This window comes from Alcaligenes sp. EGD-AK7 (assembly GCF_000465875.3).
Taxonomy (GTDB): domain Bacteria; phylum Pseudomonadota; class Gammaproteobacteria; order Burkholderiales; family Burkholderiaceae_B; genus Alcaligenes; species Alcaligenes phenolicus.
In genome coordinates, this window is sequence record NZ_AVOG02000001.1 from 716,228 (window position 1) to 739,523 (window position 23,296).

The 23,296-nt window shown below is 56.1% G+C and carries 21 protein-coding genes; 8 read left to right on the forward strand and 13 right to left on the reverse strand.

The genetic code is table 11. From position 1 onward, the window contains the following. Nucleotides 1-235: 235 nt before the first annotated feature. Nucleotides 236-1,375: an FAD-dependent monooxygenase gene (locus N879_RS03335; RefSeq protein ID WP_009454531.1), complete on the reverse strand. Its 1,140-nt coding sequence runs from the start codon at nt 1,373-1,375 to the stop codon at nt 236-238. 413 nt (nt 1,376-1,788) lie between these two features. Between N879_RS03335 and N879_RS03340 the strand changes: the two genes are divergently transcribed. The 7 genes from N879_RS03340 to N879_RS03370 all read left to right on the forward strand — a co-directional run bounded on the left by N879_RS03340 (nt 1,789) and on the right by N879_RS03370 (nt 9,896). After that, complete coding sequence (locus N879_RS03340; protein WP_009454533.1) at nt 1,789-2,268, forward strand: MarR family winged helix-turn-helix transcriptional regulator; 480 nt, start codon at nt 1,789-1,791, stop codon at nt 2,266-2,268. Nucleotides 2,269-2,347: 79 nt separating this feature from the next. Continuing rightward, complete coding sequence (locus N879_RS03345) at nt 2,348-3,511, forward strand: NnrS family protein (RefSeq protein ID WP_009454535.1); 1,164 nt, start codon at nt 2,348-2,350, stop codon at nt 3,509-3,511. A 167-nt stretch (nt 3,512-3,678) separates the two neighbouring features. After that, nucleotides 3,679-5,601 carry a PIG-L family deacetylase gene (locus N879_RS03350; RefSeq protein ID WP_082453572.1) on the forward strand — a complete coding sequence of 641 codons (1,923 nt, stop codon included), beginning with the start codon at nt 3,679-3,681 and terminating at the stop codon, nt 5,599-5,601. 245 nt (nt 5,602-5,846) lie between these two features. Further along, the gene (locus N879_RS03355) at nt 5,847-7,280 is read left to right on the forward strand and encodes a hypothetical protein (protein ID WP_009454537.1); all 1,434 of its coding nucleotides are present in this window, start codon (nt 5,847-5,849) and stop codon (nt 7,278-7,280) included. Nucleotides 7,281-7,583: 303 nt separating this feature from the next. Further along, the gene (locus N879_RS03360) at nt 7,584-8,063 is read left to right on the forward strand and encodes a hypothetical protein (protein ID WP_021446677.1); all 480 of its coding nucleotides are present in this window, start codon (nt 7,584-7,586) and stop codon (nt 8,061-8,063) included. Nucleotides 8,064-8,116: 53 nt separating this feature from the next. Then, entirely contained in the window at nt 8,117-8,728 is a 612-nt protein-coding gene (locus N879_RS03365; RefSeq protein WP_009454542.1) for a superoxide dismutase, read from the forward strand. A gap of 232 nt (nt 8,729-8,960) precedes the next feature. Beyond that, nucleotides 8,961-9,896: a helix-turn-helix domain-containing protein gene (locus N879_RS03370; RefSeq protein WP_009454544.1), complete on the forward strand. Its 936-nt coding sequence runs from the start codon at nt 8,961-8,963 to the stop codon at nt 9,894-9,896. A 46-nt stretch (nt 9,897-9,942) separates the two neighbouring features. Here the strand turns inward: N879_RS03370 and N879_RS03375 are convergent, their stop codons facing one another. The 12 genes from N879_RS03375 to N879_RS03430 all read right to left on the reverse strand — a co-directional run bounded on the left by N879_RS03375 (nt 9,943) and on the right by N879_RS03430 (nt 22,253). After that, nucleotides 9,943-11,052, reverse strand: a complete 1,110-nt coding sequence (locus N879_RS03375; protein WP_009454546.1) for a class II histone deacetylase — start codon at nt 11,050-11,052, stop codon at nt 9,943-9,945. Between the two features lie 200 nt (nt 11,053-11,252). Next, complete coding sequence (locus N879_RS03380) at nt 11,253-11,867, reverse strand: ABC transporter ATP-binding protein (protein ID WP_021446678.1); 615 nt, start codon at nt 11,865-11,867, stop codon at nt 11,253-11,255. Between the two features lie 291 nt (nt 11,868-12,158). After that, nucleotides 12,159-13,001 carry a ZIP family metal transporter gene (locus tag N879_RS03385; protein WP_371477530.1) on the reverse strand — a complete coding sequence of 281 codons (843 nt, stop codon included), beginning with the start codon at nt 12,999-13,001 and terminating at the stop codon, nt 12,159-12,161. Between the two features lie 365 nt (nt 13,002-13,366). After that, nucleotides 13,367-14,908, reverse strand: a complete 1,542-nt coding sequence (locus N879_RS03390; protein WP_009454553.1) for a GTPase — start codon at nt 14,906-14,908, stop codon at nt 13,367-13,369. After that, a complete protein-coding gene (locus tag N879_RS03395; protein ID WP_009454555.1) occupies nt 14,908-16,170 on the reverse strand; it encodes a GTPase in 1,263 nt (420 codons plus the stop codon). The genes N879_RS03390 and N879_RS03395 overlap by 1 nt, the downstream gene beginning before the upstream one ends. A 17-nt stretch (nt 16,171-16,187) precedes the next feature. Further along, nucleotides 16,188-17,351, reverse strand: a complete 1,164-nt coding sequence (locus N879_RS03400; RefSeq protein WP_009454557.1) for a benzoate/H(+) symporter BenE family transporter — start codon at nt 17,349-17,351, stop codon at nt 16,188-16,190. A 97-nt stretch (nt 17,352-17,448) separates the two neighbouring features. After that, a complete protein-coding gene (gene catC, locus N879_RS03405; protein ID WP_009454559.1) occupies nt 17,449-17,724 on the reverse strand; it encodes a muconolactone Delta-isomerase in 276 nt (91 codons plus the stop codon). Nucleotides 17,725-17,757: 33 nt separating this feature from the next. After that, nucleotides 17,758-18,561, reverse strand: coding sequence for a 3-oxoadipate enol-lactonase (pcaD, locus tag N879_RS03410; RefSeq protein ID WP_009454561.1), 804 nt, complete (start codon nt 18,559-18,561; stop codon nt 17,758-17,760). Further along, complete coding sequence (locus N879_RS03415; protein WP_035268747.1) at nt 18,558-19,226, reverse strand: 3-oxoacid CoA-transferase subunit B; 669 nt, start codon at nt 19,224-19,226, stop codon at nt 18,558-18,560. Before N879_RS03415 ends, pcaD begins: the two co-directional genes overlap by 4 nt. 26 nt (nt 19,227-19,252) lie before the next feature. Continuing rightward, nucleotides 19,253-19,948 carry a 3-oxoacid CoA-transferase subunit A gene (locus N879_RS03420; protein ID WP_009454565.1) on the reverse strand — a complete coding sequence of 232 codons (696 nt, stop codon included), beginning with the start codon at nt 19,946-19,948 and terminating at the stop codon, nt 19,253-19,255. Between the two features lie 125 nt (nt 19,949-20,073). Then, entirely contained in the window at nt 20,074-21,009 is a 936-nt protein-coding gene (gene catA, locus N879_RS03425) for a catechol 1,2-dioxygenase (protein WP_009454566.1), read from the reverse strand. A 68-nt stretch (nt 21,010-21,077) separates the two neighbouring features. Then, nucleotides 21,078-22,253 carry a muconate/chloromuconate family cycloisomerase gene (locus N879_RS03430; protein ID WP_031232131.1) on the reverse strand — a complete coding sequence of 392 codons (1,176 nt, stop codon included), beginning with the start codon at nt 22,251-22,253 and terminating at the stop codon, nt 21,078-21,080. A gap of 143 nt (nt 22,254-22,396) precedes the next feature. On the opposite strand from N879_RS03430, the gene N879_RS03435 reads away from it, so the two are divergent. Continuing rightward, the gene (locus N879_RS03435; protein ID WP_009454570.1) at nt 22,397-23,269 is read left to right on the forward strand and encodes a LysR family transcriptional regulator; all 873 of its coding nucleotides are present in this window, start codon (nt 22,397-22,399) and stop codon (nt 23,267-23,269) included. Nucleotides 23,270-23,296: the final 27 nt, after the last annotated feature.

A 23,296-nucleotide genomic window follows, 5' to 3' on the forward strand; every position in this document is an offset into this window, starting at 1 on the left:
GGTGAACCAGAAAACTGCCTAAGAACAGCGCCTGACAGAACACAGCAGGGCCCTGAACGCGTCCGCATTCCCCCCATTGGGCTGCAGACCGTTTACAGATGAAGAATGATGTATCAACGGTGACTCCCGACTGGACATACCTGCTTTATCTATAAAGGCAGGCCAGACACAGCGGGACCCGATCAGATTGATGCGCTGAGCCCGGATCGCTCCCGGACTCAGCACCGTGCACTGCTTAGCTGGACTTCAGGTCCTGGCCGTACAGGTCGTAGCCGTAAACCCAGGCCGGATCCTCTTGCGTACGCAAGAAGGTATTGGCGTTGGAGACAGACTGAACACGAGTCGCACGCTCTTTGCGGTTGAGCTCGTACAGATCGAAAGCCGTACGGAAATCCGACAAGCCGGTCTCTTGCAAGCAGCGCGTCAACATGGCGGCATCCTCAATCGCCATGCAAGCCCCTTGAGCCATGTGAGGCTTCATGGGGTGACATGCATCGCCCAACATGACCAAACGACCACGGCTCCACAAAGGCAGCGGATTACGGTTACGCAATGGCCACTTGGTAATGCTTTCAGTCGATTTGATCAGATTCTGAACCGTGGAATGATAGCCTTCAAATGCGGCCAGCATCTCTTCTTGCGAGCTGTCTACGTACGCACCCTGGAAATCCCAGGCAGGATGTGGCACGCCAGTCACAAAATAGTATTCATCACGTTTGCCAGTGGTGTAGTACACCATCATGTGACGGTCGTCTGTCCACCATTTCACACAGTCCTCGAACTCGTCGGCAAAGCGGGCCAGGTTTTCGCCACGGATCAGAGCACGGTGTGCCACCCAGCCGCTGTAAATCGGGTCTTCTACACCCAGCAGGGTTTCACGGATCTTGGAGTGGATGCCATCGGCACCAATCACAATGTCAGCCGTTACGCTGGTGCCATCGGCAAATTCCAGCAAAACGTCGTCACCACGGTCCACCAGATTTTGCAAACGCTTGCCAAAGTGCACGGTGCCCGGCTTGATGCTGTCAATTTGCAAAGCGTGCATATCGCCACGGTGCACGGTGATGTACGACGCACCGTATTCTTTCTTGGCAAATTCACCCAAAGGGATACGGGACAGGTAGTCACCCGTTTCGCCATCACGACTGAACCAGAAATCCGGGTGCGAACCCATATCGTCCAGCGCTTTTTCCAGACCCATGCGGCGGAAGATCTTCATCACGTTGGGGCCCACGTGGATACCGGCACCCAAACGCGAGAATTCTGGCGCCTGCTCAAATACTTCTACCTCAAAGCCAGCTTGCTGCAACAGAGTCGCCGCAGCGGCTCCGCCAAGACCGGCCCCTACAATCGCAATCTTGACTGTTTTTTCCATCGTTAGCTCCAAATCACGGCACTCATCAAAAGTGCTCACCACATGTTTTTTAGTAGTGTACACACTAAGTTTAAGCATGAAAACAGGTGATTGAGCTAGGGTTTATACCTACCCAAAGGGGATTTAAACAGCCTATAAAGAAGCTTTAAACAAGCTATTAAAACAACAATATCAACAAGTTAATTAAAAAATCAAAAACAAAAACGAGCCTTGAATATCCATACTTCAAATTTATTTAATTTTCCGATTTAACAGTGTGTAGACTCATTTATTGCGGTGCATACCCTGAAATAACAGATGCTTTAAACGCGAAATAACTGATCTGGATCAGACGTGAACCGGTCCTCGGGAAGGTATACTTGCTCAGTTGTTCTTTAACTGGCCTGCCCATTCCACAACAAGACAGAAAGACTATGCAGCCTACCTCCCCCGTTTCTGAGCCTCAAACCTTGTCCTACGATGTCACCGAACAAATCGGCCACCTGCTGCGCAAGGCGGGCCAGCGGCATACGGCCATCTTTCAGCATTACGTGGGCGACAGCCAACTAACTGCGATTCAGTTCGTGACGCTCTGCGCTCTGCGCGACCATGGACCCAGCTCGCAAACCGAGCTGGTCGAAGCGACCGCGGTCGACCAGGCCACCATACGGGGCATTATTCAGCGCCTGAAATCACGCAACCTGATTGAACTGGCACCGGACAAGGACGACAGACGCAAGGTCATTGTGGAGCTGACCCAGGAAGGGCTGGACCTGCTCGATCGTGTCATCCCTCGCGCCCATACCATCAGCGAACTGACCATGGGCAATCTGAACCCCGCAGAACGCGTGGCCATCGTCTATCTGCTGCGCAAGATGATAGACAGCACCCTGGATATGAGCGACAAAGAATAAGGCTGAACATCACTTGAAGAGACTATGTTTTATTCGGCCTTTAAGATATATTTAAAATACATCTTATAACTGATCTGCCATGACTCCTTTGACCGCCTCCCCCGCCTCTACCCGCCCAGAATGGCGCGCATTCCTGGAACTGGGGTTTCGTCCCCTTTATCTTTTAGCCACGCTTTGGGGCGCTGCCAGCATTGCGCTCTGGCTCTATACGCCCGGATGGCTGGCCAATGCGGCCATCCCTTCCCTGTACTGGCACGCCCATGAAATGCTCTGGGCCTTTATCGGCACCATTGCCGTGGGATTTTTGCTGACTGCCAGCGCCACCTGGACGGGGCAACCCACCTTGCGTGGCCCCTCTTTAGGGGCCTTGTGTCTGATCTGGATTCTGGCGCGCTTCAGCCTGCTACTTCCCCATGGCATGATGGCGGCATTGCTGCTCGATGCCCTCTTTTTTGCCATTGCCGCAGCTGAACTGGGGCGCGTCATCCTGATCGCCCGCAACAAGCGCAATTACGGTATTCCGCTCGCCATGCTGGCTTTGGGTCTTAGCCATGCTCTGTTCATGTACAGCCTGATGCAAGGGCAAGACCCCATGCCCTACTTCTACAGCGGCTTCTGGACCATGGGCTTGATCACCTTGTTGATTGCCCGTCGCATCATCCCTTTCTTTGCCATGCGCGCCTTGCCGGGCCTGAGCCTGCCTGCTCAAACTCGTAGCGGCCATTGGCAAATGGGCTTGAGTGCCATCGCCATTGCCTTGTCGCTAAGCCCCTGGCGTTTGCCTTTAGCCCTGGTTCTGGCCGCTTTGGGCTTGATCGCCTGCTTCCAGTGGGTACGCTGGAAACCCTGGGCCAGCCGCAATACGCCACTGCTGTGGATTCTGTACCTGGGCTATGCCGGTCTGGCACTGGGTCTATTAAGTGCTGCGGCATATGAAGCAGGCTGGATTCTGCGCGCAGCCTGGCCGGTACATATTGTGGGTCTGGCAGGTTTCAGCGTGATGATTATTGGCATGCTGACCCGTACTGCCCTGGGTCATTTAGGCCGCCCCTTGCGTGCTACACCCAAAGTGGTGCTGGGTTACGGTTTCCTGATTGCCGCCTGCGTCTTGCGCTTGCTGGCCCTGATCCCAAGCAGTTGGAGCCTGCCCTTGCTGCATGCGGCTGGCCTATGCTGGATTCTGGCCATGCTCAATTACCTGCATCAGTTTGCCCCCATGTTGATTCGCCCCAGATTGAACTGATCGCAGCGTCGGCGCCACACTTTAAAAAGCAAAGTCCCTGGCACCGTTTATCTTTATTTTCTGCCTGACCGTGCCTGCTTATACTAAGCAGGCACGTTGCTTGCACCCTCTGCAAGCAACGCGGGACGGATCGTTCTGATCCTTGTTTATTCCGCGCTCTCATCCTCATGTATCTCGCCTTTTCGGCTGGTCCTTCCCTGAAACACAGGCTGCTTGGCGGACTGTGTGCTTTGCTCTTGTCGTTTTCTGCCCAGGCCGCCGACGCTTGTCACGGCAGCCGGGATCTGGTCGTCGTGGGCCATATGGATGACGATCTGCTGTTCATGAACCCGGACCTGTCCAGCAATATCCAGGCAGGTGGCTGCATGCAGGTTCTGTATCTGACCGCCAGTGAACGCAAAGGCGGGCTGGAATATATGTACAGCCGCGAGCAAGGTGTGCGCGCCGCCTATGCCTATATGGCCGGGCTGGTCAATGAATGGCAGCAAACCCGCTTGATGGTCGGCAGTGCCTCGATCGCGCAATTTACCTTGCGAGCCCGGCCGGGCATTCAGCTTAGTCATTTGCGTCTGCAAGACCCGTGGCTGGGCCCCGGCTGGGGAAGCCTGACTCCCTTGAGCCGTGCAGAATCCGTACCCGGCCAAACCGTACAAACACTGGATAGTCCTCAACAAACATTGAACCGCGAGCAGCTGGTTCAAACGCTGGCGGCCTTGATACGACTGTATCGGCCTACCAGCGTTCGCTATCTGGATGACACCAATCCCGTGCCTTACACCCAGCTGTGCTGGCGTTGTAGCGGACACGGGCACCCGGACCATATCGCCAGCGCCCGACTGGTTCGGGAAGCCATGCTGGCCGCCCCCGGCAATTACGCGCAAATTGGCTATGTGGACTACCCGATTCAAGAACAGGCCCGCAATCTGACCTTGAATGAAATTCACAGCAAAACCGAGATTTTCCGGCGCTACGCCTGGCATGATCAACACGCCTGCAAAGGCCCCGCTGTGTGCCAGGAACCCGCTGGTCCTGCCGCCGCCTGGGTACAACGTAGTTACTACACCAGCCGTGCCGACTATCCGGCCAGCCTGTTAAGTGACAAGGAAGGCAGGCTCAGCTTTTTCGTCTCGGGTGAACAAAACGACGCCATCAATCAATGGGATGTGCAAGAACAGCGCTGGACCACCCTGGGCGGACGCACAGCGGATGCCTTGAACGCCTTCCAGTATGCAGACGGCAGCCCCGGCCTGTTTGCACGCGATGCAAGCGGGCAAGTCTGGTTCAGCCGTGCCCCCGATGAGGACGACTGGCTCGCCTGGCAAAAAATACCCGGCCCACGCGTACTGCACACACCGATGGTCAGCCGCCGTGACAGCCAGGCCTTGGCCATGGGCACCGATGGCCGCTTTTACTGGAGCGCCGCCCGCCAGCCTGATTACGGCTGGAGTGCCTGGAAAGCCCTCCCTGCACTGGATCAGGCCGCCTACCCCGCCACTCTAAGCCTGGATAAACAGGGACGCACCCATGTCTTTGCCAGCAATCTGCAAGGCCAGCTTTTCCAGACCTCTCAGCAAAATGATTCGAAATGGCAGGCCTGGCAAGCGATTCCGGTCCCTCCCATCAGCGGCGGACTGGCTTCTATCCTGAATGCGCAAGGTCAGATTGAGCTGTATATGCGCGATCGCCAGAGCCAGCACTTGCAGCGCCTGAGCCAAGACAGCCAGCAGCGCTGGTCTCATCCGCAAGATCTGGGTTTGAACTACGTAGGCACGCCCGCTCTTAGCCTGGGCGAAAAAGAACAGGTTGTTGTGGCGATTCAAAAGAGTCCGGGTGGTGCCATTGTGCTGCTTGATCAAGAGCAGGAACAGGAAGTGGACAAGCAATCCGCGTCCCAGCCCGTTCTGTACAAACAAAACGGCACCCTTTACCTGGCCAGTCGTCCGATTGGTCCCGAGCAGCGCTATCGATTACTGGAACGCCGTCACGGCAAATGGGTGCAAGTAGCACTGACCCAGGCTCCACCACCAGGAGGTGGACAGTCCTTTAGCGAGGCCCCTGCCTTCATCAGCCAAGACTATGTGCAGCCTTGAGGAGCGAAGCATCCGCTTAAAACGTAACAAAGTACGCAGGCATGCGCCGGGCTTTCAAGACAAAGCCGGGCCAGGAAACGAATCCAGTTATTGATCCAAGCCCCAACCATAAACCCGGAATCCAGGGCCATATCGTAGTATCTTGTTGCAACAGTGTGCGCTGGCTCTCTCAGCTCCAGTACAATCGCCCGCTAACGGCTGCCGGCTTATCGGTGCCTTACTCTTTTAGCTACTCTTCAGAGATCATGAAGCCAACTACCTTATTTGCAGCCCTGTTGGGCGTCGTCATCGGCGCCGGTGGCGCGATTTATTACGCCAAAAACGTACCCGTACCGGCCAGCGGCCCGGTCAGCAGCGCCCCCAGCAGCATAGGTGCTGCTCAAACCCTGGTATTGGGCCAATCCGTCTCCGGCGAATTGACCAGCAAGAGCTTCTTGAACCTGAGCGATGGCGTACGCAGCAGCCTGTTTGATGTGAAGGCTGAAGCCGGCCAGATCATCAAGATCAGCGTAAGTGGCCCCCTGCGCCCGCAAATCAGCGTGCTGCGCAACGGCGAACTGGTCACTCGTACTCAGCGCTGCGAAGACTGCCCCGATAGCGAAACCAAAGGCCAGGCCACCACACTGGGCTTCAAGGCGGATTTCAACGACACCTACCAAGTGGTTGTCAGCGGCTTCAACACCAGTTCCTACGGTCCGTTCCAGGTCGTCGTCGATACCCTGAAAGCCTACACCGGCGAGCCTTTGACTCAAGACCAGACCATTCATGACTGGGCACTGGGCGGCCAGAAGCGTTACCGCTTGAATATCGACAAGGACGGCTTGTACAGCCTGGCCATGAAGGCCGAGCAAAACAGCATGGACGCCTATCTGAAGCTGATGGATCGTCGCGGCATGGAATTGGCCTCGGACGATGACAGCGGTGGCGGTACCGATGCACGCTTGCAGGTGTACCTGAAAGCCGGTGAGTACATTGTTCAGGCCAGCTCGGCCATGGGCGCACAAAACTTCCAGGGCGGCTTCTCGCTGGAGATCAAGCCCGAAGAAATGACCGGCGAGATCGAGCTGAAAAACGGCGACAGTCTGACTCTGGACGGCGATGGCAAAACCGGTCTGTTCACGGGTGAAACCCAAACCTACAGCTTCACCTTGTCCGAACCCAAACTGGTCACCGTGCAAATGGACGCCCAAGGCTTCCAGGCCACACTGGAAGTAGATTCCACCAGTGCCAACCAATACGGTGATGAAGCCGGCCAACAACGCGTCCGCGGCGTACTGGCTGCAGGCGAACACCAGGTGAAGATTTCTGGCTCCAACCAGGCTGGTCTGTTTGCCCTGTCCGCCTCGGCTGATGAAGTCCCTGCCAATGCCGGCGGCGGAACCATCCGTGTGGGTGAGCCTCGCCAGGCTCTGATGCTGCAAGGCATCACCAGCGACAGCTACCAGTTGACCGTACGTCAACCTGGCAGCTACGTCATTGACATGACCTCGCCTATCTTCGATACCTACCTGGTGCTGCGTAAAGACGGTCAAACCGTTGCTGAAGACGATGATAGCGGCGGCGACATGAACGCACGTCTGGAAGTCCAGCTGGAAGCGGGCGAATACGAAGTCAAAGCCATGTCCTTGGGTAGTTACGACCAGGATATGGAATATGAGCTGTCGGTAAAACGTCGTTAAGACGGTTCAGACAAGCGGAAATCAAGGCTGAAAGCTCCCGGGCTTTCAGCCTTTTTTCTTGTCCTGCAGCCAACTGGGGCTTGATCTGAAACAAGAATATTGACGCTACAGGGTATACACCTAAGCACGCTCACCCTGCCCACAAAGCCGCACTGATATTGGCTTTAAGAAGTGCTCCCCCTCCTTTTTTGCCTGACGTTTGATCTGCTTACGATTTGCTTTTGGGATTACCTTGATAATATAAATGCAAATCATTATCATTAATTTCATTATTGATGCGCTACCTTTTATCAGGAGCAATGCATGCAGACACTCGCCCAACAGTCCCAACACGCTCTTACCCAACGCGACGAACTGGCCTCCTGGCGCAATTTGATCACACAGGGCAACCAGGCCTTTCAATCCCACAATTACACCGATGCCATCACGCACTATCAGCAAGCTCGTGCGTATGTGAAACCGCTGCTGTTTGGCTCTTGCGAAGGGGCCGACGCCACCATTGCCGCCTGGGTCATTGCCCATTTGAATCTGGCCGATGCCTGCGAGCAACTGGGTCAAAGTGACGAACAGGGTCTGCACCTGTGCACAGCTCATGAAACCTTGTGCTGCGCCGCTGCCAATACCCGTCTGGCGGACGACTGGCGCATGGCTGCCTGGCAACACAGCCGCCGCACTTATGCCGAACTGGCCCGCTATGCGCGACGCTACCCCCATCATGTCCCTACCTGCTCTGCCCTGTTCTTAGGGGCGGTCAGCCCGCAGGAACGCTCTTTTTCTCATTAGTTTCATTCTGTCCCCCAGGCGCCACCGGCCTGGGGTTTATCGAGGAGTGCGTCTTGTCTTACACCTTACCTGCCCTGCCTTATGCCTACCATGCTCTGGAGCCGCATATCGACACCCAGACCATGGAGATTCACTACAGCAAACATCATCAGACCTATATCAATAATCTGAATGCGGCACTGGAAGCGGCCAACTTGCCCTACCCGCCTATTGATGAGCTGGTAGCCGGGCTGGACACCTTGCCTGAATCCCTGCGCAATGTCGTGCGCAACAATGGTGGCGGTCATGCCAACCACAGCTTGTTCTGGACCGTCATGACGCCCGATGCCGATAGCACCCTTCCCAACGATCTGGCTTATGCCATAGACCGGGATCTGGGCGGTTTCGAGACATTCAAGGATGCCTTTACCAAAGCGGCGATCTCACGTTTTGGTAGTGGCTGGGCTTGGCTCAGTGTCACCCCGGAAAAGAAGCTGGTGGTAGAGAGCACCGGCAATCAGGACAGCCCACTGATGCACGGCAACACACCCATACTGGGCCTGGACGTGTGGGAACACGCCTACTACCTGAAGTATCAGAATCGTCGGCCTGAATACATTGCGGCCTTTTTCAATGTGATTAATTGGCCCGAAGTGCTGAGACGATACCTGGAAGCCGTTAAATAAAGCGGTTTTACGCCCCGTCAAACCCTGTCGCCTTACTCGGAGACAGGTAGCAACAAGCACTTTAGCTTGTCGCCTTTCCAAGCAACCCTCCACTTTCGGAGGGTTTTGGCTTTAGGGGCACATCCCTACACAGTCCAGCATCCACGCCTGGGTTTGGCCCAATTGCGCAGTGCATCACCAAACGCTATGTTGATTGTTAGCGCCCTTACCACACACATCCCCAGGCCCCCACATGTTGAGTCTCTGCGATCGTATTCAATCCCTACGCTCCCTGTTTCACTTCGATGCGGTGCAGCTTCTGGGCTGTGCACCACAAAGCCGTACGCATCTGGAATTGCATTGTGAAGGCTATAACCTGAACTGTGCCTCTGCCTTGGGGACAGGCTTTCCGCAAATCTATCCACCCGGATTTACGGCGCAAGCCTCTCCCCACGATTTGCTGCCCCCCTCCATTTCCGAGTGCTCGGACACCATGGATCCTCCTTTTCGCAGCACTGCTATCTATACCGATGCTCTGCTGCGTGGTGGATTTCAGGATGGCATGACGGTAGAACTGCAGCGAGGGGATTCCTATCTGGGGATGATTCACTTTTCTTCCCAACAGGCCGGCAGCTTCAATCGCCACGTCCGCACGCTGGCGCTGGGCGCAAAAATCCTGCTGGAAGAGGCCATGCAAAACATGGTCGCGCAAAACGGCATCGTCTTGCATTTGGTGCCACAGGCAGGCAGCCTGATCATGCGTGAAGACATGCTCTCCAATGCCTCCCAATTCAGCCCCGCACTGGCTAAAGCCTTGTCCTTCATGGGCCAGGAGACCTCAACCTTGCAAGCGTTCTGGTTGGAAGGCAAACGAAGCTATCGACTGCAAGCACAGCGTTTTCCCAAGGGGGATGTTCTGGTTCGACTGGTCCCCGCTCCCTTGCCCGCCGCGCTCAGTGCCAAGGAAATGCAAGTACTTGGCTGGCTGGTAACGGGCTATACCGACCGGGAAATTGCGGCCAGTCTGTTTTTAAGCGAACGCACTGTGCATTCGCATGTCACGTCCTTGCTGCGCAAGCTGGGCATTACCAGACGCACAGAAGCCGCTGTTAAAGCGGCTCTGAATCACTGGTATGTGCCGGATGCGCATGGTGCTATCCTGGCTGCCGTGCCCGGACTCTGCCATTAAACGACAAGGTCCGGGGTAGCGTTCAAACCATGAACATCACAGCGTATTAGCGTAGACCGCTCAACAAGCCTGCGGCTTCGTCCACGCAAGCACGTTCCGCATCCAGTAGCGTATCGCCGCCCATCCCGCCCAGAAAGTCCGCGTAAGGATCAGCCAGCGTACGTACACCGGTCAGCTCCTCGATGACAGCCTGACCGCAGAATGGCAAGTAATGCGGGCTGTACCCCCCTTCCTGCACAAAAGCGATACGACCTTCACACACTTCCTCGGCGCAGTCGATAATTTGACGTGCCATCTGACGGAAACCGGAAGCCGTCACCATCATGCGTGCCAGCGGGTCCATCATGCTGGCATCAAAGCCCGAGCCCACGATAATCAGCTGCGGTTTATAGGCGCGCAGCGCAGGCAGTACCACTTTTTCCATGGCATAGAGGTAGGCGGCATTCCCACCGCCAGGAGGCAATGGGATATTCAGGTTGTAGCCCAAGCCTTCGCCCTCGCCGCGCTCAGTCGTAAAACCACTATTGGCCGGGAAGCATAGATGCTGGTGAAGGGAAATGGTCAGAACCGAAGGGTCATTCCACCAGATATCCTGCGTACCATTACCGTGATGCACGTCCCAATCCAGAATCGCGACACGATCCAGGCCCAGTTCTTCGCGAGCGTACGCCGCGGCCACCGAGGTGTTATTAAAAATGCAAAAACCCATCGCACCAGCACGGGGTGCGTGGTGGCCGGGTGGGTTTACCAGTGCGTAGCCATTACTGACTTCACGACTGACCACTTTCTTGACCATCTCAATGGCGCCACCGGCAGAAAGCATGGCAATTTCAAGGCCGCCATTACCCATGGTGGTGATGCCGTCGCCGGTGTCGCCGCCGGTTGGCAAGGCACTCACACGCTTCATGTTTTCCAGATGCTCTGCCGTATGCACACGCAAAATATCCTTGTCGCGTGCAGGCTTGGCCTGGATGCTAGTCAGATGATCAATTTGCCCGGAGGCGCAAACCAGCTCGTGAAAGCGGCGCTTCGTATCGGGATGGGCCAAGTGGTGGCTGATCGGCTGTAAACGGGCACCCAGATTGGCCGAGGCAAGACTGCCCGTCCCCGTATCTACCCAGCCGTAAAGTGTGTTCCAAATATATCCTGTTGCCATGTCGTCTCCTTTCTTTTGGTTTGTTTGGCAGAACCATAGTAGGGATCTGAACGGCGGAAAGAATCCGTAGGATTGCCGAATTTATGGGCTGATCAGGGAACACTCACGGCAAAAGAGGCAGAGGACGCTTGTTTTCCAAAGCGTTCTCTGCCTCTTTCTTCAGGCTGATCGACTTGTAGATAGCGGGCACTGCCCAAGGTCTAAACCAGCTCGGCAATATTGATTATTTCTGCTCCGCAAGCCTCAACCAACTCGGCATCGTAGCTGGCGAACAGCACAACACGGTCTTGCGACCAGATCTGGAACTGCTCCGCCAAAGCGGCACGAGCCTGCGTATCCAGGCCATTGCTGGGGCCATCGGCAATGATCACTGCCGGGTCACCCAAGGCCGCCGCCGTCAGAAATACCTTGCGGCGCGTGCCTGTCGACATCTGCTCAAAGCGCTTGTCCAAGTGTGGCTCCAGCCCTAATCGGCAGGCCAGATCCAGCGCATTGTCATCCACATGGGTGTTCTTTTCTGCGGCGATTTGCGCCAACAGTTCACGGCCCGTCTGGGACGGAAACAGCATGCAGTTGTCGGGTACATAAGCCATACGAGCGCGGGCTTGTCGGGGCGTTTGCATCAGCGAGTGCCCGTCTATCCACACTTCCCCCGCATCCGGTTTGAGCAAGCCTGCAATGATGTTCAGCAAGGTAGATTTGCCGGTACTGTCTTCTTCACAGAGCGCCACGCAGCCAGGCTGAAATGTATGAGTCAGCCCTTTGAAAACGGGGTAATCGCCATAGTTTTTACTGAGATTGTCTATGCGTAGCATGCTGGAAGTCACTGCCAAAGAAGCGCCTGGGCAGACAAAAGATGCTCTGACGAGGCGGGATAAAAAAACAAGTACGGGACTGCCCCGAACAGGGGCCTTAGTATAGGTCTTTATGGGCTGATGTTTGGACTGCTTGCTGTGCTGTGGCCATGCAGGGTTCAGCAGCTATGGAGCAAAAACCTTGTCGGGCACAGCCTTGCCAGGCATTCATGCGCGGGGCTACAGCCAAAACCAAAAAAATAGCCTGAAACAAGACAAGCTTGTTCAGGCTATTTCTCCGCGTGGACTTGCTTATCCCAAGGCCGTATCCAGCAACATCATCAAGACAAAACCGATCATCAAACCGCCGGTTGCAAAGGTTTCATGTCCTTGCCGGTGCGATTCGGGAATGATCTCGTGGCTGATGACAAACAGCATGGCACCCGCTGCAAAGCCCAGACCAAAAGGCAGAAGCACCAGCGAGCTGCTGACGGCCACCGCACCCAGCACCGCCCCTACCGGCTCAACCAAGCCACTGGCCATGCCCAAAACGACGGAGAAAGTACGGCTGTAACCGGCAGCCAGCAAGGCCAGTGCCACCACCAAACCTTCAGGCACGTCCTGAATGGCAATACCCGTAGCCAACGCATTGGCACGCACCCCTTCATTGCCCACATAGCCCACGCCAATGGCCAGACCTTCCGGGAAGTTGTGCAGCGTAATGGCGATCACAAACAGCCAGGTACGGCGCAGCTTGGTGGACGTCGTACTGCCAGGACCTTCACGCCCTTTGATGAAGTGTTCGTGCGGCAGGATGCGATCAAGCAGCATCAAGGCTGCAGCCCCCAACAAGATGGACAGGCCCACGGCGGAGCCCGCGCCCCAGGCACCACCGCCAAACACTTGCTGGTTCTGTGCCGCTTCCAGACCCGGCAGAACCAGCGAGAAAGCACAAGCGGCCAGCATCACCCCCGCCCCAAAGCCATACAGCGTATCTTGCGTACGCTGCGACATGGTTTGAGAAAACATGACGGGCACGGTGCCCAGTGCTGTGGCCAGTGCCGCGATGGAGCCGCCCACCAGGGCCTGCAAGACCACCGGGTGATCTTGTGCGTACAGCCAGAACTGATGACAGAGCGCCCAGACGCCCCCCATGGAGATGATGAGTCCAACCCACAGGCGCAGGTGTTGGCGCCAGTTAGGCGAGCTTCCCTTATTGGGTGAAAAGTAGTGGCTTGTTTTCGGTTTCATAGCCGTGCGCCCCCAGAAAATTACGCAATCCAGGTTTGCCTGATACAGACGCAAAGAGCCGTAAAACGGCTCTTGCAAAGGCATGGATGCTGTACAAACCATCATAGCGACTTCATCTTCGATTTAAAACATAAATATCGAAATGCTAACAATTCTCATTAGCATTTCAACAAATAAGCCACAATCCATGAAATCAGCTTGGGGTTTGACAGCCATCCAGCCTGTTATCTGCGCTTTGCATGGCGATGCAAAACCGAATGAATACTAGCTCAGGCAGTATGCAATTGATGCTTGATTGCCTCCAAAGCCTGGGCCTGTTCAGCCACAGCATTTTCCAATTGAATCAGCTCTTGCTGGAGCTGTTCCAGACTTTGCTCAGCCTGCTCCACGATCTGTTCCGCCAGCTCCTGGGCACTATTCATCACCCCATCACTCAAGCTCATGTACAGACGGTTGTAGTCGATCAACGGCGCTTGCCCTTCCCCCTGCTCCTGGAACACTTCATAGCCAATATGCGCAGGCAGATTCAGTGTCGGCACGTCTGGCTGCATCAACTGGAAATTCGCCAGGATAGTCTGGCTTAACTCCGCAAACGCCTCGCTCAAGTTCTGGCCAAGTTCGGTACGCACAGCGGCAACATCTTGCTGGGCGGCATGTTTTTCCAGTACTTCGGGCAATTGGGGCACCACTCGCCGCCAGGTACCTTCTGTCAGAGCTTGCACGGCTCCTTGCAGTACCAGCGTTTGCTCTTCAATACGCTGACGTAATTGAGCAGCGGCCTGCGCCAGCGTTTGCGTCAAGGGACTTAGAATCACTTCTTCTATATGGTGCAATTGCAGCTCGGCAGGTTTGCGCTGCTTGTATGCCAAGGCAGGCTTCAACAGGTTCTGCACCGCCAGATACAAGCGCTCGAAGCCCGCCTGCTCCAAGCCCTGCTCTTCATCCTGCTGACTGCGCGCCATATGCACAGACAGGGACAAGGCCGGTTTGAGCAAGTCACTGCTCAAGCCCCAATGGTTCAGGGCCTGCGCTGCCCGCGTCATCACGTCCTCTTCCTGCAACTGGCGGTTATCGGCCGTCTTGTTGCAAAGCACTTTGACAATCTCGTCGTCGATCTCATCTTCCTCGATGCGATCGCTGCGGGTAATCACCGGCAGCAAGGGCTTGTTGCGGCGCAATTCCACCAGCAAATCGCCCAACTCCTGTACTTGCCCCGGTGCGCTGGAACTGCTCAACCACAAGAGCGCATCCGTGCTTTCCAGAAACTGCTGTGTCAAAGCAGCGTTATGCGCATTGGCCGAGTGCAAGCCGGGGGTATCCAGCAACACCAGCTTCTCGCCCAGACACACCCCTTGCAAGGCAACCGTGGTTTCTGTTGCCCCTTCCTGGAAACCTTCAGGCATGGGCTGCATCTGCCCATCGGCCAGACGGAAGAAATCCACGCTATGACCCTGACGACGAAAGCGGTCCGCCAGGAAATTACACAAGGAGCTTTTACCGGCATTAAAGGAGCCAAACACCAGCAACATAATGCGATCGCGGAAACGATCCGCCAACTCCTGCGCGGGTGCCAATGCAGACCAGGAAGCCGCCCAGGCCTCTTTTTGTTCCTGCAACTGCTGATTCAGTTGTCGAGCACTGTGCGCCAATGTCCCCTGCTCGGCCAAAGCCGTGCAGGACAAGGCTTGCGCCACGGTCGTCTGGCCCAAATCCGCCAGCCACTGCTCCATCTTGGCAATAGCGGGCTGCATATCCTGACTGGCAGGATTGAGCTGCGCAACCGCCTTGATAAACGTGCTTTCCACCGACATTACGCATGCTCCAATGTGGACAGACCTTCCAAAGCCTGACGCGTTTGCTCAAGCTGATTTTCAGTCGCCTCGATCTGCTTCTCCAAAGCAACACGGCCATCCGAGACTTCAAAATAATGGGTGAAATCCTGAACCAGCTTGTCGCGACCCGCCTGCTCGCAGAAAATACGACGCAGATCATCTCGGTACTTCACCGACACACCCATCACCGCAATCATGACGGTATCCATGCTGCGCACCGAGGTACGTTGGGCCGCTGGCAAGCCTACGGCACCGTATTCCACCAGATGCCCATTGATCGCAATACACGCACGCGAATAGGCAATCTGCAAACGGGCACGCTCTTGCTTGCCTGCCGTCATCTTGAAACCAAACTCGAAGGTATCCGGCACCAGGGAATGATCCACGCCGGGGGCATTGACTACCGGCTCCAGATCCTTCTCGATGCCTTCCAGAATCGTGCGCAGACCGTCCACAAAATCAATGTGCTGCTGCTTTTGCGTCTGCTGCAGGCTATGCAGGCTTTGCTCTTGCGTTTGCTGCAAGGCGTTCAGTTCTTGCGTCAGCTCGGTCAGCAAGGCTTCACGCTCGAACTCGCGGGCTTGCGGCACACGTTTCAAGGCCGCTTCCAAAGAAGCCTGCAAAGCGGGAATTCCGCTTTTCTCCAGCATGCGCTGCTTGCCACCATCACGGCCCTGGCGATAGCGGGTGCTGGACACGGGGTGCAGTGTCACACCGGCACACTGCTGCTGAATCGCGCCCAGCACTTTCTCTTGCTGCTCGTCATCGGCCAACTGGTCAATCTGGCTGATGACCATCAGATTCTGACGCTGGGAGCGTTGATGGTCTGCGGCCAGCTCTTGCAGCAAATTGTTTTCCAGCGCGTCCAGCTCGCCCTCTTTGGCCGCGTGGACGAACAGACGAATATCCGCCTGCAAACCCATGGCTTCACGCGCCAGAGCATCGTCCTGCAAGGCCACGTCTGCGTACAGACCGGGCGCATCCAGCCAGCGCACCCCTTCATGCACATGCTCGGCCAATGCGACAGTTTCACGGCGATCAGCCACATTGAAAACATCACTGCCCATCAACTCATTGAGCAGACGACTTTTGCCGTGATTGTATTTACCGACTACGGTCACCGTTGGCGGCACGTTCAATTGCAAGAGAACGCGCAAACGATCCAGATCCCAGCGGCGCTGTGGCAACACGGCCAACACAGGCTCCAATACTTGATCAAGGGATAGTGCCAACTGATTCATAGTCTCTTCCTTTTGTTTCACTTATGTTTGGACCCAAGCAGGCGATAAGCCACCAAGCCAAACACCACGCCCCAAAATGCAGCGCCCAGTCCAAACAAGCTCATACCTGATGCGGTGGTTAAAAATGTGATGACAGACGGCTCGATATAGCCGCTTTCACTGACCATCACCCGCACATTGGCCACAATGGCCCCTATCAACGCCAGACCCGCCAGGGCTGCAATCAAGGAGGCAGGCAAAGCCGTAAATAAATACACAATCGAGCCGGCAAAGGTGCCGCCCAATAGATAAAACACGCCATTGGCAATACCAGCCACATAGCGCTTGTCGGGATCAGGATGGGCATCCTTGCCCGTACACAAAGCGGCGGTAATGGACGACAGCACAATGGTGATGCCCCCAAAACAGGCCACCAACATCGAGGCCAAACCGGTGCCAGCCAACACGGGGCGCGATGGCGTGGGGTAACCCGCCAACTGCAAGACCGCCATGCCGGGCAGATACTGCCCCGTCAAACTGACCAGCACCAAGGGCAAGGTCAGGCTCAACAAGGTCGCGATATTGAATTCCGGAGTAACCCACACCGGGCGGGCCAGCTCCAGCTCGAACGCTTCCATATGTACTTGCCCGCTGGCCATGGCCATCACAAATCCGGACAAGGCCACCAGCACAATCGCGTAACGCGGCAAAAAACGCTTGCCCAGCAAGTACACCGCCAACATCACCAATACGATGGCGGGCATGTCGCTGCTGGACTTGAACGCCGCCATACCGAACTGGAGCAAAATACCGGCCATCATGCCCGCAGCAATGCCCTTGGGGATGAAGGAAAGAATCTTTTCAAAACCGCCTGTCAGACCAATGACGACGATAATCAAGGCAGCACTAAGATACGCCCCCACCACTTCAGGCATGGTGATGCCTGGAAACAGAGTCAGCAGCAAAGCCGTTCCCGGTGCGGACCAGGCTGTAATGATGGGCAGCTTCAAATACGCGCTCAGGAGCAAACCGCTCAAACCAGCGCCTATGGAAATCGCCCAAATCCAGGAGATCAACTCCGCGTCAGCAATTCGGCCCACTTGTGCGGCCTGAATAAAGATCAGCAAAGGACCGGCATAGGCGATCAACACCGACAAAAATCCGGCCACCCAGACCGACGCCGATCCACTTTTCAATCCCATCGTTTTGTCTCCCCAGTCTTTTTGTTTGAATTCTCAACTTTACTCGGTGCTCAGGCTGCGCTGGGATCGCAGCCTGAGTTTTTTACTGCTGCGTAACTTAAATAGCCGACGGGTGCGTCGCCAAGGGAGTCACGGAAATCTGCATGTAAGGGAACAAGGGCAAGGCGCTGAGCAGATTGTGCAGCTCTTCATTGCTCTCTACATCGAATACGCTGTAGTTGGCGTACTGACCCACCACGCGCCAGATATGCGGCCACTTGCCCGAGCGTTGCAGATCCTGCGAGTAGGCTTTTTCTTCAGCCTTGATACGGGCAGCCTCTTCGGCTGGCAGGGAGTCAGGGATATCAACAATCATGTGAACCAGATAAAGCATGGTGTTCCTTTCTAAAAACAAGCGCTCGGGCACTCAGGCCTGGGCTAAAAAATTCAGTACGGCACGCTCGAAGGCTTCGGGCGCTTCCAGATTGGACAGATGCGAGGCCGGTACGACCGCCACTTTGGAGCCAGGAATATTGGCTTGCATGGCCTGGGCATCGGCCACCGTGGTGACCGGGTCCCATTGGCCAGCGACCAGCAGGGTCGGTGCCGAAATACGGCTGATCTGATCACGCAGATCCGACTCGGCCAAGGCATCGCAGCAGGCGGCGTAACCCAACGGGTCCAGCTTGGCCAGACTGTCCTGCATCGCTTTTACCAGCTCCGGCGATTGCTGGATAAAGGCCTCACCAAACCATCGCGAAGGCGCCGAATCCGCCAAAGTACGCATCTGTGCGGCGCCGCCTTGACGCAAGGCTTCGGCACGCTCCTGCCAGGCTTGAGCAGTACCAATCTTGGCAGCGCTATTACACACGATCAGCGCATTCAAACGCTCCGGGGCATTCACCCCCAACCACAAGCCGGTGTGACCACCCATGGACAGACCACAAAACGCAGCGCGCTCAATATCCAGCGCATCCAGAATCGCCAGCACATCACGCCCCAAATCCTTGAAGCGGTATGGGCCAGGCGTGACCGGACTGCCGCCATGACCACGGGTGTCATAACGGATCAGACGATAGGACTGGGCGAAACCTGCCACCTGCGGGTCCCACATCTCTTGCGTGGTGCCCAGGGAGTTGCTCAGAATCAGGGCCGGGGCCAGCGGATCACCTTCCACGCTGACGCGGAACATGCCCCGCTCGGTATTCAAGGCGCTGGGGCTGACCGTCATTGGCCCTCTCCCTGCTTTGCCGCGGCAATGGGCAAACCAATCATTTCCTCCAGCGCTTCATGCGTCAAACCAGGCACCAGATCAATCAGTTGCAAACCTTCTGGCGTGCAAGCCAGGGTGGCCAAATCGGTATATACGCGCTTCACGCAAGCCAGGCCGGTCAAGGGGTAGCTGCATTGTTCAACCAGCTTGCTGACGCCTTGCTTGGTCAGCACATCCATCATGACCCAGGTTTGCTTGGCACCAATGGCCAGATCCATGGCACCGCCTACGGCGGGAATCGCGCCGGGCTCACCCGTGCTCCAGTTGGCCAGATCGCCGGTTGCCGACACTTGGAAAGCGCCCAGCACACAAATATCCAGATGGCCGCCACGCATCATGCCAAAGCTGTCGGCATGATGGAAAAACGCGCCACCGGGCAGCAGCGTCACCGCTTGCTTGCCCGCATTGATCAAATCGTAATCTTCCTGCCCGGCGGCCGGTGCCGGGCCCATGCCCAGGATACCGTTCTCGCTATGCAGTACCACTTCCACACCAGCGGGCAAATGGTTGGCTACCAGAGTTGGCATGCCAATACCCAGATTCACATAGGCGCCGTCATGGATGTCCTGGGCGACGCGCTGCGCCAATTCGTCTTTACTACGGCGCTGATAATTGAGCGTCATGCTGTCCCCCTTCATGCTCTGTCCGTTCATGCCTTGAACCCACCTGCTTCTGTGCGACTGCGTGGCACCACCACAACGCGACGCACATGAATGCCGGGCGTCACAATGGTTTCGGGGTCCAGTTGACCCAGCTCCGCCAGTTCAAACACACTGGCAATGGTGGTACGAGCTGCGGTCGCCATGACCGGACCAAAGTTGCGCGCCGCCATGCGGTAGGTCAAATTCCCCCAACGGTCCCCCCGCTCGGCCTTGATCAGGGCGACATCTCCATGAATGGGCTCTTCATAGACATGCCAGCGACCATTGATCAAACGTGTTTCCTTGCCCTTGGCCAATTCTGTGCCATAGCCTGTGGGGCAGAAAAAGCCACCGATACCCGCACCGGCGGCGCGCAATCGTTCGGCCAGATTGCCTTGAGGCACCAACTCCAGCTCGATCTTGCCGCTGCGATACAAGTCATCAAATACCCAGGAATCAGCCTGACGGGGGAAGCTGCAAATAATTTTGCGAACCCGGCCTGTTTTAAGCAAAGCCGCCAGCCCCACATCGCCATTACCCGCGTTGTTGTTGACGATAGTCAGATCGCGAGCGCCTTGCTCGATCAGACCGTCGATCAACTCTGTGGGTATGCCAGCCGTTCCAAAACCACCGACCAGAATCGTGGCGCCGTCCTGCACATCATGCAAAGCCTGTGCAACACTGCTTACCTGTTTATCGATCACTCCGTTCTCCGTATAAAGCACTGACGCTACGGATGGGCTTCGCCCTTACGTCAGGCACAGCAAAAACAAGTCAGTCCAGGGCCTGGTTTGACTTGGCAAACACAGGCCCTGGACCGAAGCAAGACTTAGGCAGCCAGACGTGGACGATTCACGATCTGGTTGTCCTTGCCATCGACCAAGGGGGTCAAGGAAATATCAAACACGATCTCTGCAAAAGGACCATCCAGGTTTTCGGCAGCGATGCGGGCAGGATCCGTGTGCTCGGTCAGCGGTGGCACCAGACCATCGCGAGTAGCGTAGGCGAAGTCGTCGTACACCAGCGGATCGCCGTCGATATTGATCTGCGTGGTCAACTTGCGGTGGCCAGGAGCCGTCACAAAGAAGTGAATGTGCGCAGGACGGTTACCGTGACGGCCCAGCTCGTTCAGCAGGCCTTGGGTAGGACCATCCGGTGGACAGCCGTAGCCCTTGGGCACAATGCTCTGGAACTTGTAGCGACCGTTTTCATCGGTAATGATGGTGCGGCGCATATTGAAGGGCTGTTGCTCACCGGTGGGGTCAAAGTGCGAGTAAAAGCCTTTGGTATTGGCGTGCCAGACTTCAACCTGAGCACCCGCAATAGGCTTGCCGTCCGCACCAGCCACGACGCCGTGCATGATCAGGGTTTCGCCAGCGGTATCGGAACCATCATCCAGGCGAACAAAACCTTGCGCCACAGGAGCGCCCGACACGTACAAAGGACCTTCAATGGTGCGTGGCGTACCGTTGTCCAGACCCAGTTCCTTGTCCATGGCGTCCATGCGCATGTCCAGGAAACGGTCAAAGCCCAGACCGGGAGAAAGCAAACCGGCTTCGCTGGCCGTACCCAGACGGTTCAGGTAAGCCACGGCTGCCCAGTACTCGTCGTTGGTGATTTCCAGATCCTCAATGGTCTTGAACAGATCGCTGATGATGCGGTACATGATCTGCTTGACGCGTGGATTGCCACCAGGCTGATCCAGGCCAGAGGCCAAACGCAGGAAGTCTTGTACATCGGGGGTGTCAAAAATTTTAACGCTCATTCTGTGTCTCCTAATATCCTGAAAAAAGTGTTCCAAGCAAAGCCGCTACGACTGGCTTCTTATTGCGCCTAGGCAGCCGAGCCAACACTGACTTGTGTCCTGTCGCGGCGGAAATACTGGACACGATCCTCGTCCAGTACGATACCCAAACCCGGCCCTTGAGGTATCTGTAATTCAAAATTGCTGTAATTCAGTGGCTCTGCCAGGATTTCCTCGGTCAAGAGCAAGGGCCCGAACAGTTCCGTGCCCCACTGCAATTGGTTCACTGTGGCAAACACATGGGCAGCGGCAATCGTGCCGATCGCGCCTTCCAGCATGGTGCCACCATACAACTCAATACCGGCGGCTTCGGCAATCGCTGCTACTTGCAAACCTGCACGCAAACCACCGGACTGTTCAATCTTGATCGCGAACACGTCGGCGGCACCATCACGAGCCAGTGCAAAGGCGGAGGCCGGGCCGGTCAGGGATTCATCGGCCATCAAGGCAATCGGGAAGCGACCTTTCAGATCGGCCAGAGCATCAGCACGACGCACTGGCTGCTCCACCAGCGAGCACCCGGCATCGACAAGGCCAGCCATACCATACTGAGCCTGCAAGGGGCTCCAGGCCATGTTCACATCTACGCGAACATCGGCGCGATCACCCATCGCTTTCTTGATAGCCGCTACATGCGCCACATCGTCCTTTACCGGGCGGCGACCAATCTTGAGTTTGAAAATACGGTGACGAGCCTGCGCCAGCATGCGCTCGGCTTCATCAATATCCTTGGCGGTGTCACCCGAGGCCAGTGTCCAGGCAACAGGTAGGCTGTCGCGCATGCGGCCACCCAGCAGGTGCGAAACCGGCAGACCGGTGCGCTTGCCCAGGGCATCAAACAGCGCGGTTTCTACCGCACTCTTGGCAAAACGGTTATCCTGAATCGCCGTGTTCAAGCGAGCCATCAAAGCCGGCAGGGCGCTGGCATTGGCGCCCAGCAGCAAGGGAGTGAAGTAGGTGTCGATGGCCAGCTTCATACCTTCGGGCGACTCGGCACCGTAGGCCAGACCACCAATGGTCGTGCCCTCGCCTACACCCACCGTACCGTCCGAACAGTACAAGCGCACCAGCATCAAAGTCTGGCCTTGCATGGTCGTCATCGCCAATTGATGAGGACGGATCGTAGGCAGATCCAGCAGCAAAGTCTCCACCCTTTCGATCAGGGCTGGAGCTGCTAATAGTTGAGAAGATCGCGTGTGTTCCATGCCTTGATTGAACACGAAGCAGGCCCGTTATTTCCAAGACTAAATAGGTCTAGTTCTATACCTTTAGAGTATAGTTTCTGATATAAATATTAAAAATCAAGAAACTAAACACCATCAATTCAGCCTAGGTATGGTTTTCCCTTATGGATCTACGTCAGCTCAAATATTTCGTGGCCGTTGCCGAAACCCGCAACTTCACACGGGCTTCGGAGCGCCTGCACATGGCCCAGCCCCCGCTTAGCCGACAGATCCAATTGCTGGAAGAGGAGCTGGGCGTCACACTGTTGCTGCGCAATAACCGCCCCTTGCGGCTGACCGAAGCCGGACGGGTATTTTATGAGCAGGCCTTGCAGATCTTGAGCCGGGTCGATCAACTGGTGCATACGACACGGCAAATCGGACTGCACCAACGACAAACCCTGTCGATAGGCTTTGTGGCATCGACCCTGTACGGCGGCCTGCCCGCTTTGATGCGCAAGCTGCGCCATCAATATCCGGAAGTGGATATGCAAACGGTGGAGCTCACCTCCATGCAGCAGCTGGAGGCCTTGAAGTCCGGGCGAATTGATGTGGGTTTTGGGCGAATACGACTGAATGATGCGTCCGTACAAAGAACGGTGTTGCGGGAAGAACAACTGGCCCTGGCCATTCCCCCCAGCTCGGATCTGGCCGATTCAGACAAGCCTTTGAGCCTGAAAAAAGTGCAAGGCCAGAAGCTGATTGTGTATCCCAAAGAACCCAGACCCAGCTTCGCGGACCATGTTCTGCACCTGCTGCACGATCACAGCGTGCGCCCGGCCGAAGTTTATGAGGCCGGGGAAATTCAAGCGGCCTTGGGATTGGTGGCTGCCGATTCTGGATTGTGCTTGATCCCAACCTCGGCTCGTCTGCGCAACGATCTGCACTACCGCTTGATCGAAGAACCGCAGGCGACTTCACCGATTATCTTGACGCACAGGATGAACGATCAGGCTTGGTATATCGAGGCGATCAAGGGTTTGGTCGCTGAAATGTAAGGTCTGACTGTCGTCACTAACAACCCC

Coding starts and splice junctions, on each gene's coding strand:
- N879_RS03390 (WP_009454553.1), bottom strand. CDS start 14,908: ATGTCGGTGGAAAGCACGTTTATCAAGGCGGTTGCGCAGCTCAATCCT.
- N879_RS03385 (WP_371477530.1), bottom strand. CDS start 13,001: ATGGGGGGCGTCTGGGCGCTCTGTCATCAGTTCTGGCTGTACGCACAA.
- N879_RS03345 (WP_009454535.1), top strand. CDS start 2,348: ATGACTCCTTTGACCGCCTCCCCCGCCTCTACCCGCCCAGAATGGCGC.
- N879_RS03415 (WP_035268747.1), bottom strand. CDS start 19,226: ATGACGCTCAATTATCAGCGCCGTAGTAAAGACGAATTGGCGCAGCGC.
- N879_RS03340 (WP_009454533.1), top strand. CDS start 1,789: ATGCAGCCTACCTCCCCCGTTTCTGAGCCTCAAACCTTGTCCTACGAT.
- N879_RS03335 (WP_009454531.1), bottom strand. CDS start 1,375: ATGGAAAAAACAGTCAAGATTGCGATTGTAGGGGCCGGTCTTGGCGGA.
- N879_RS03360 (WP_021446677.1), top strand. CDS start 7,584: ATGCAGACACTCGCCCAACAGTCCCAACACGCTCTTACCCAACGCGAC.
- N879_RS03430 (WP_031232131.1), bottom strand. CDS start 22,253: ATGGAACACACGCGATCTTCTCAACTATTAGCAGCTCCAGCCCTGATC.
- N879_RS03375 (WP_009454546.1), bottom strand. CDS start 11,052: ATGGCAACAGGATATATTTGGAACACACTTTACGGCTGGGTAGATACG.
- N879_RS03370 (WP_009454544.1), top strand. CDS start 8,961: ATGTTGAGTCTCTGCGATCGTATTCAATCCCTACGCTCCCTGTTTCAC.
- pcaD (WP_009454561.1), bottom strand. CDS start 18,561: ATGACGGTCAGCCCCAGCGCCTTGAATACCGAGCGGGGCATGTTCCGC.
- N879_RS03435 (WP_009454570.1), top strand. CDS start 22,397: ATGGATCTACGTCAGCTCAAATATTTCGTGGCCGTTGCCGAAACCCGC.
- catA (WP_009454566.1), bottom strand. CDS start 21,009: ATGAGCGTTAAAATTTTTGACACCCCCGATGTACAAGACTTCCTGCGT.
- N879_RS03350 (WP_082453572.1), top strand. CDS start 3,679: ATGTATCTCGCCTTTTCGGCTGGTCCTTCCCTGAAACACAGGCTGCTT.
- N879_RS03395 (WP_009454555.1), bottom strand. CDS start 16,170: ATGAATCAGTTGGCACTATCCCTTGATCAAGTATTGGAGCCTGTGTTG.
- N879_RS03355 (WP_009454537.1), top strand. CDS start 5,847: ATGAAGCCAACTACCTTATTTGCAGCCCTGTTGGGCGTCGTCATCGGC.
- catC (WP_009454559.1), bottom strand. CDS start 17,724: ATGCTTTATCTGGTTCACATGATTGTTGATATCCCTGACTCCCTGCCA.
- N879_RS03400 (WP_009454557.1), bottom strand. CDS start 17,351: ATGGGATTGAAAAGTGGATCGGCGTCGGTCTGGGTGGCCGGATTTTTG.
- N879_RS03380 (WP_021446678.1), bottom strand. CDS start 11,867: ATGCTACGCATAGACAATCTCAGTAAAAACTATGGCGATTACCCCGTT.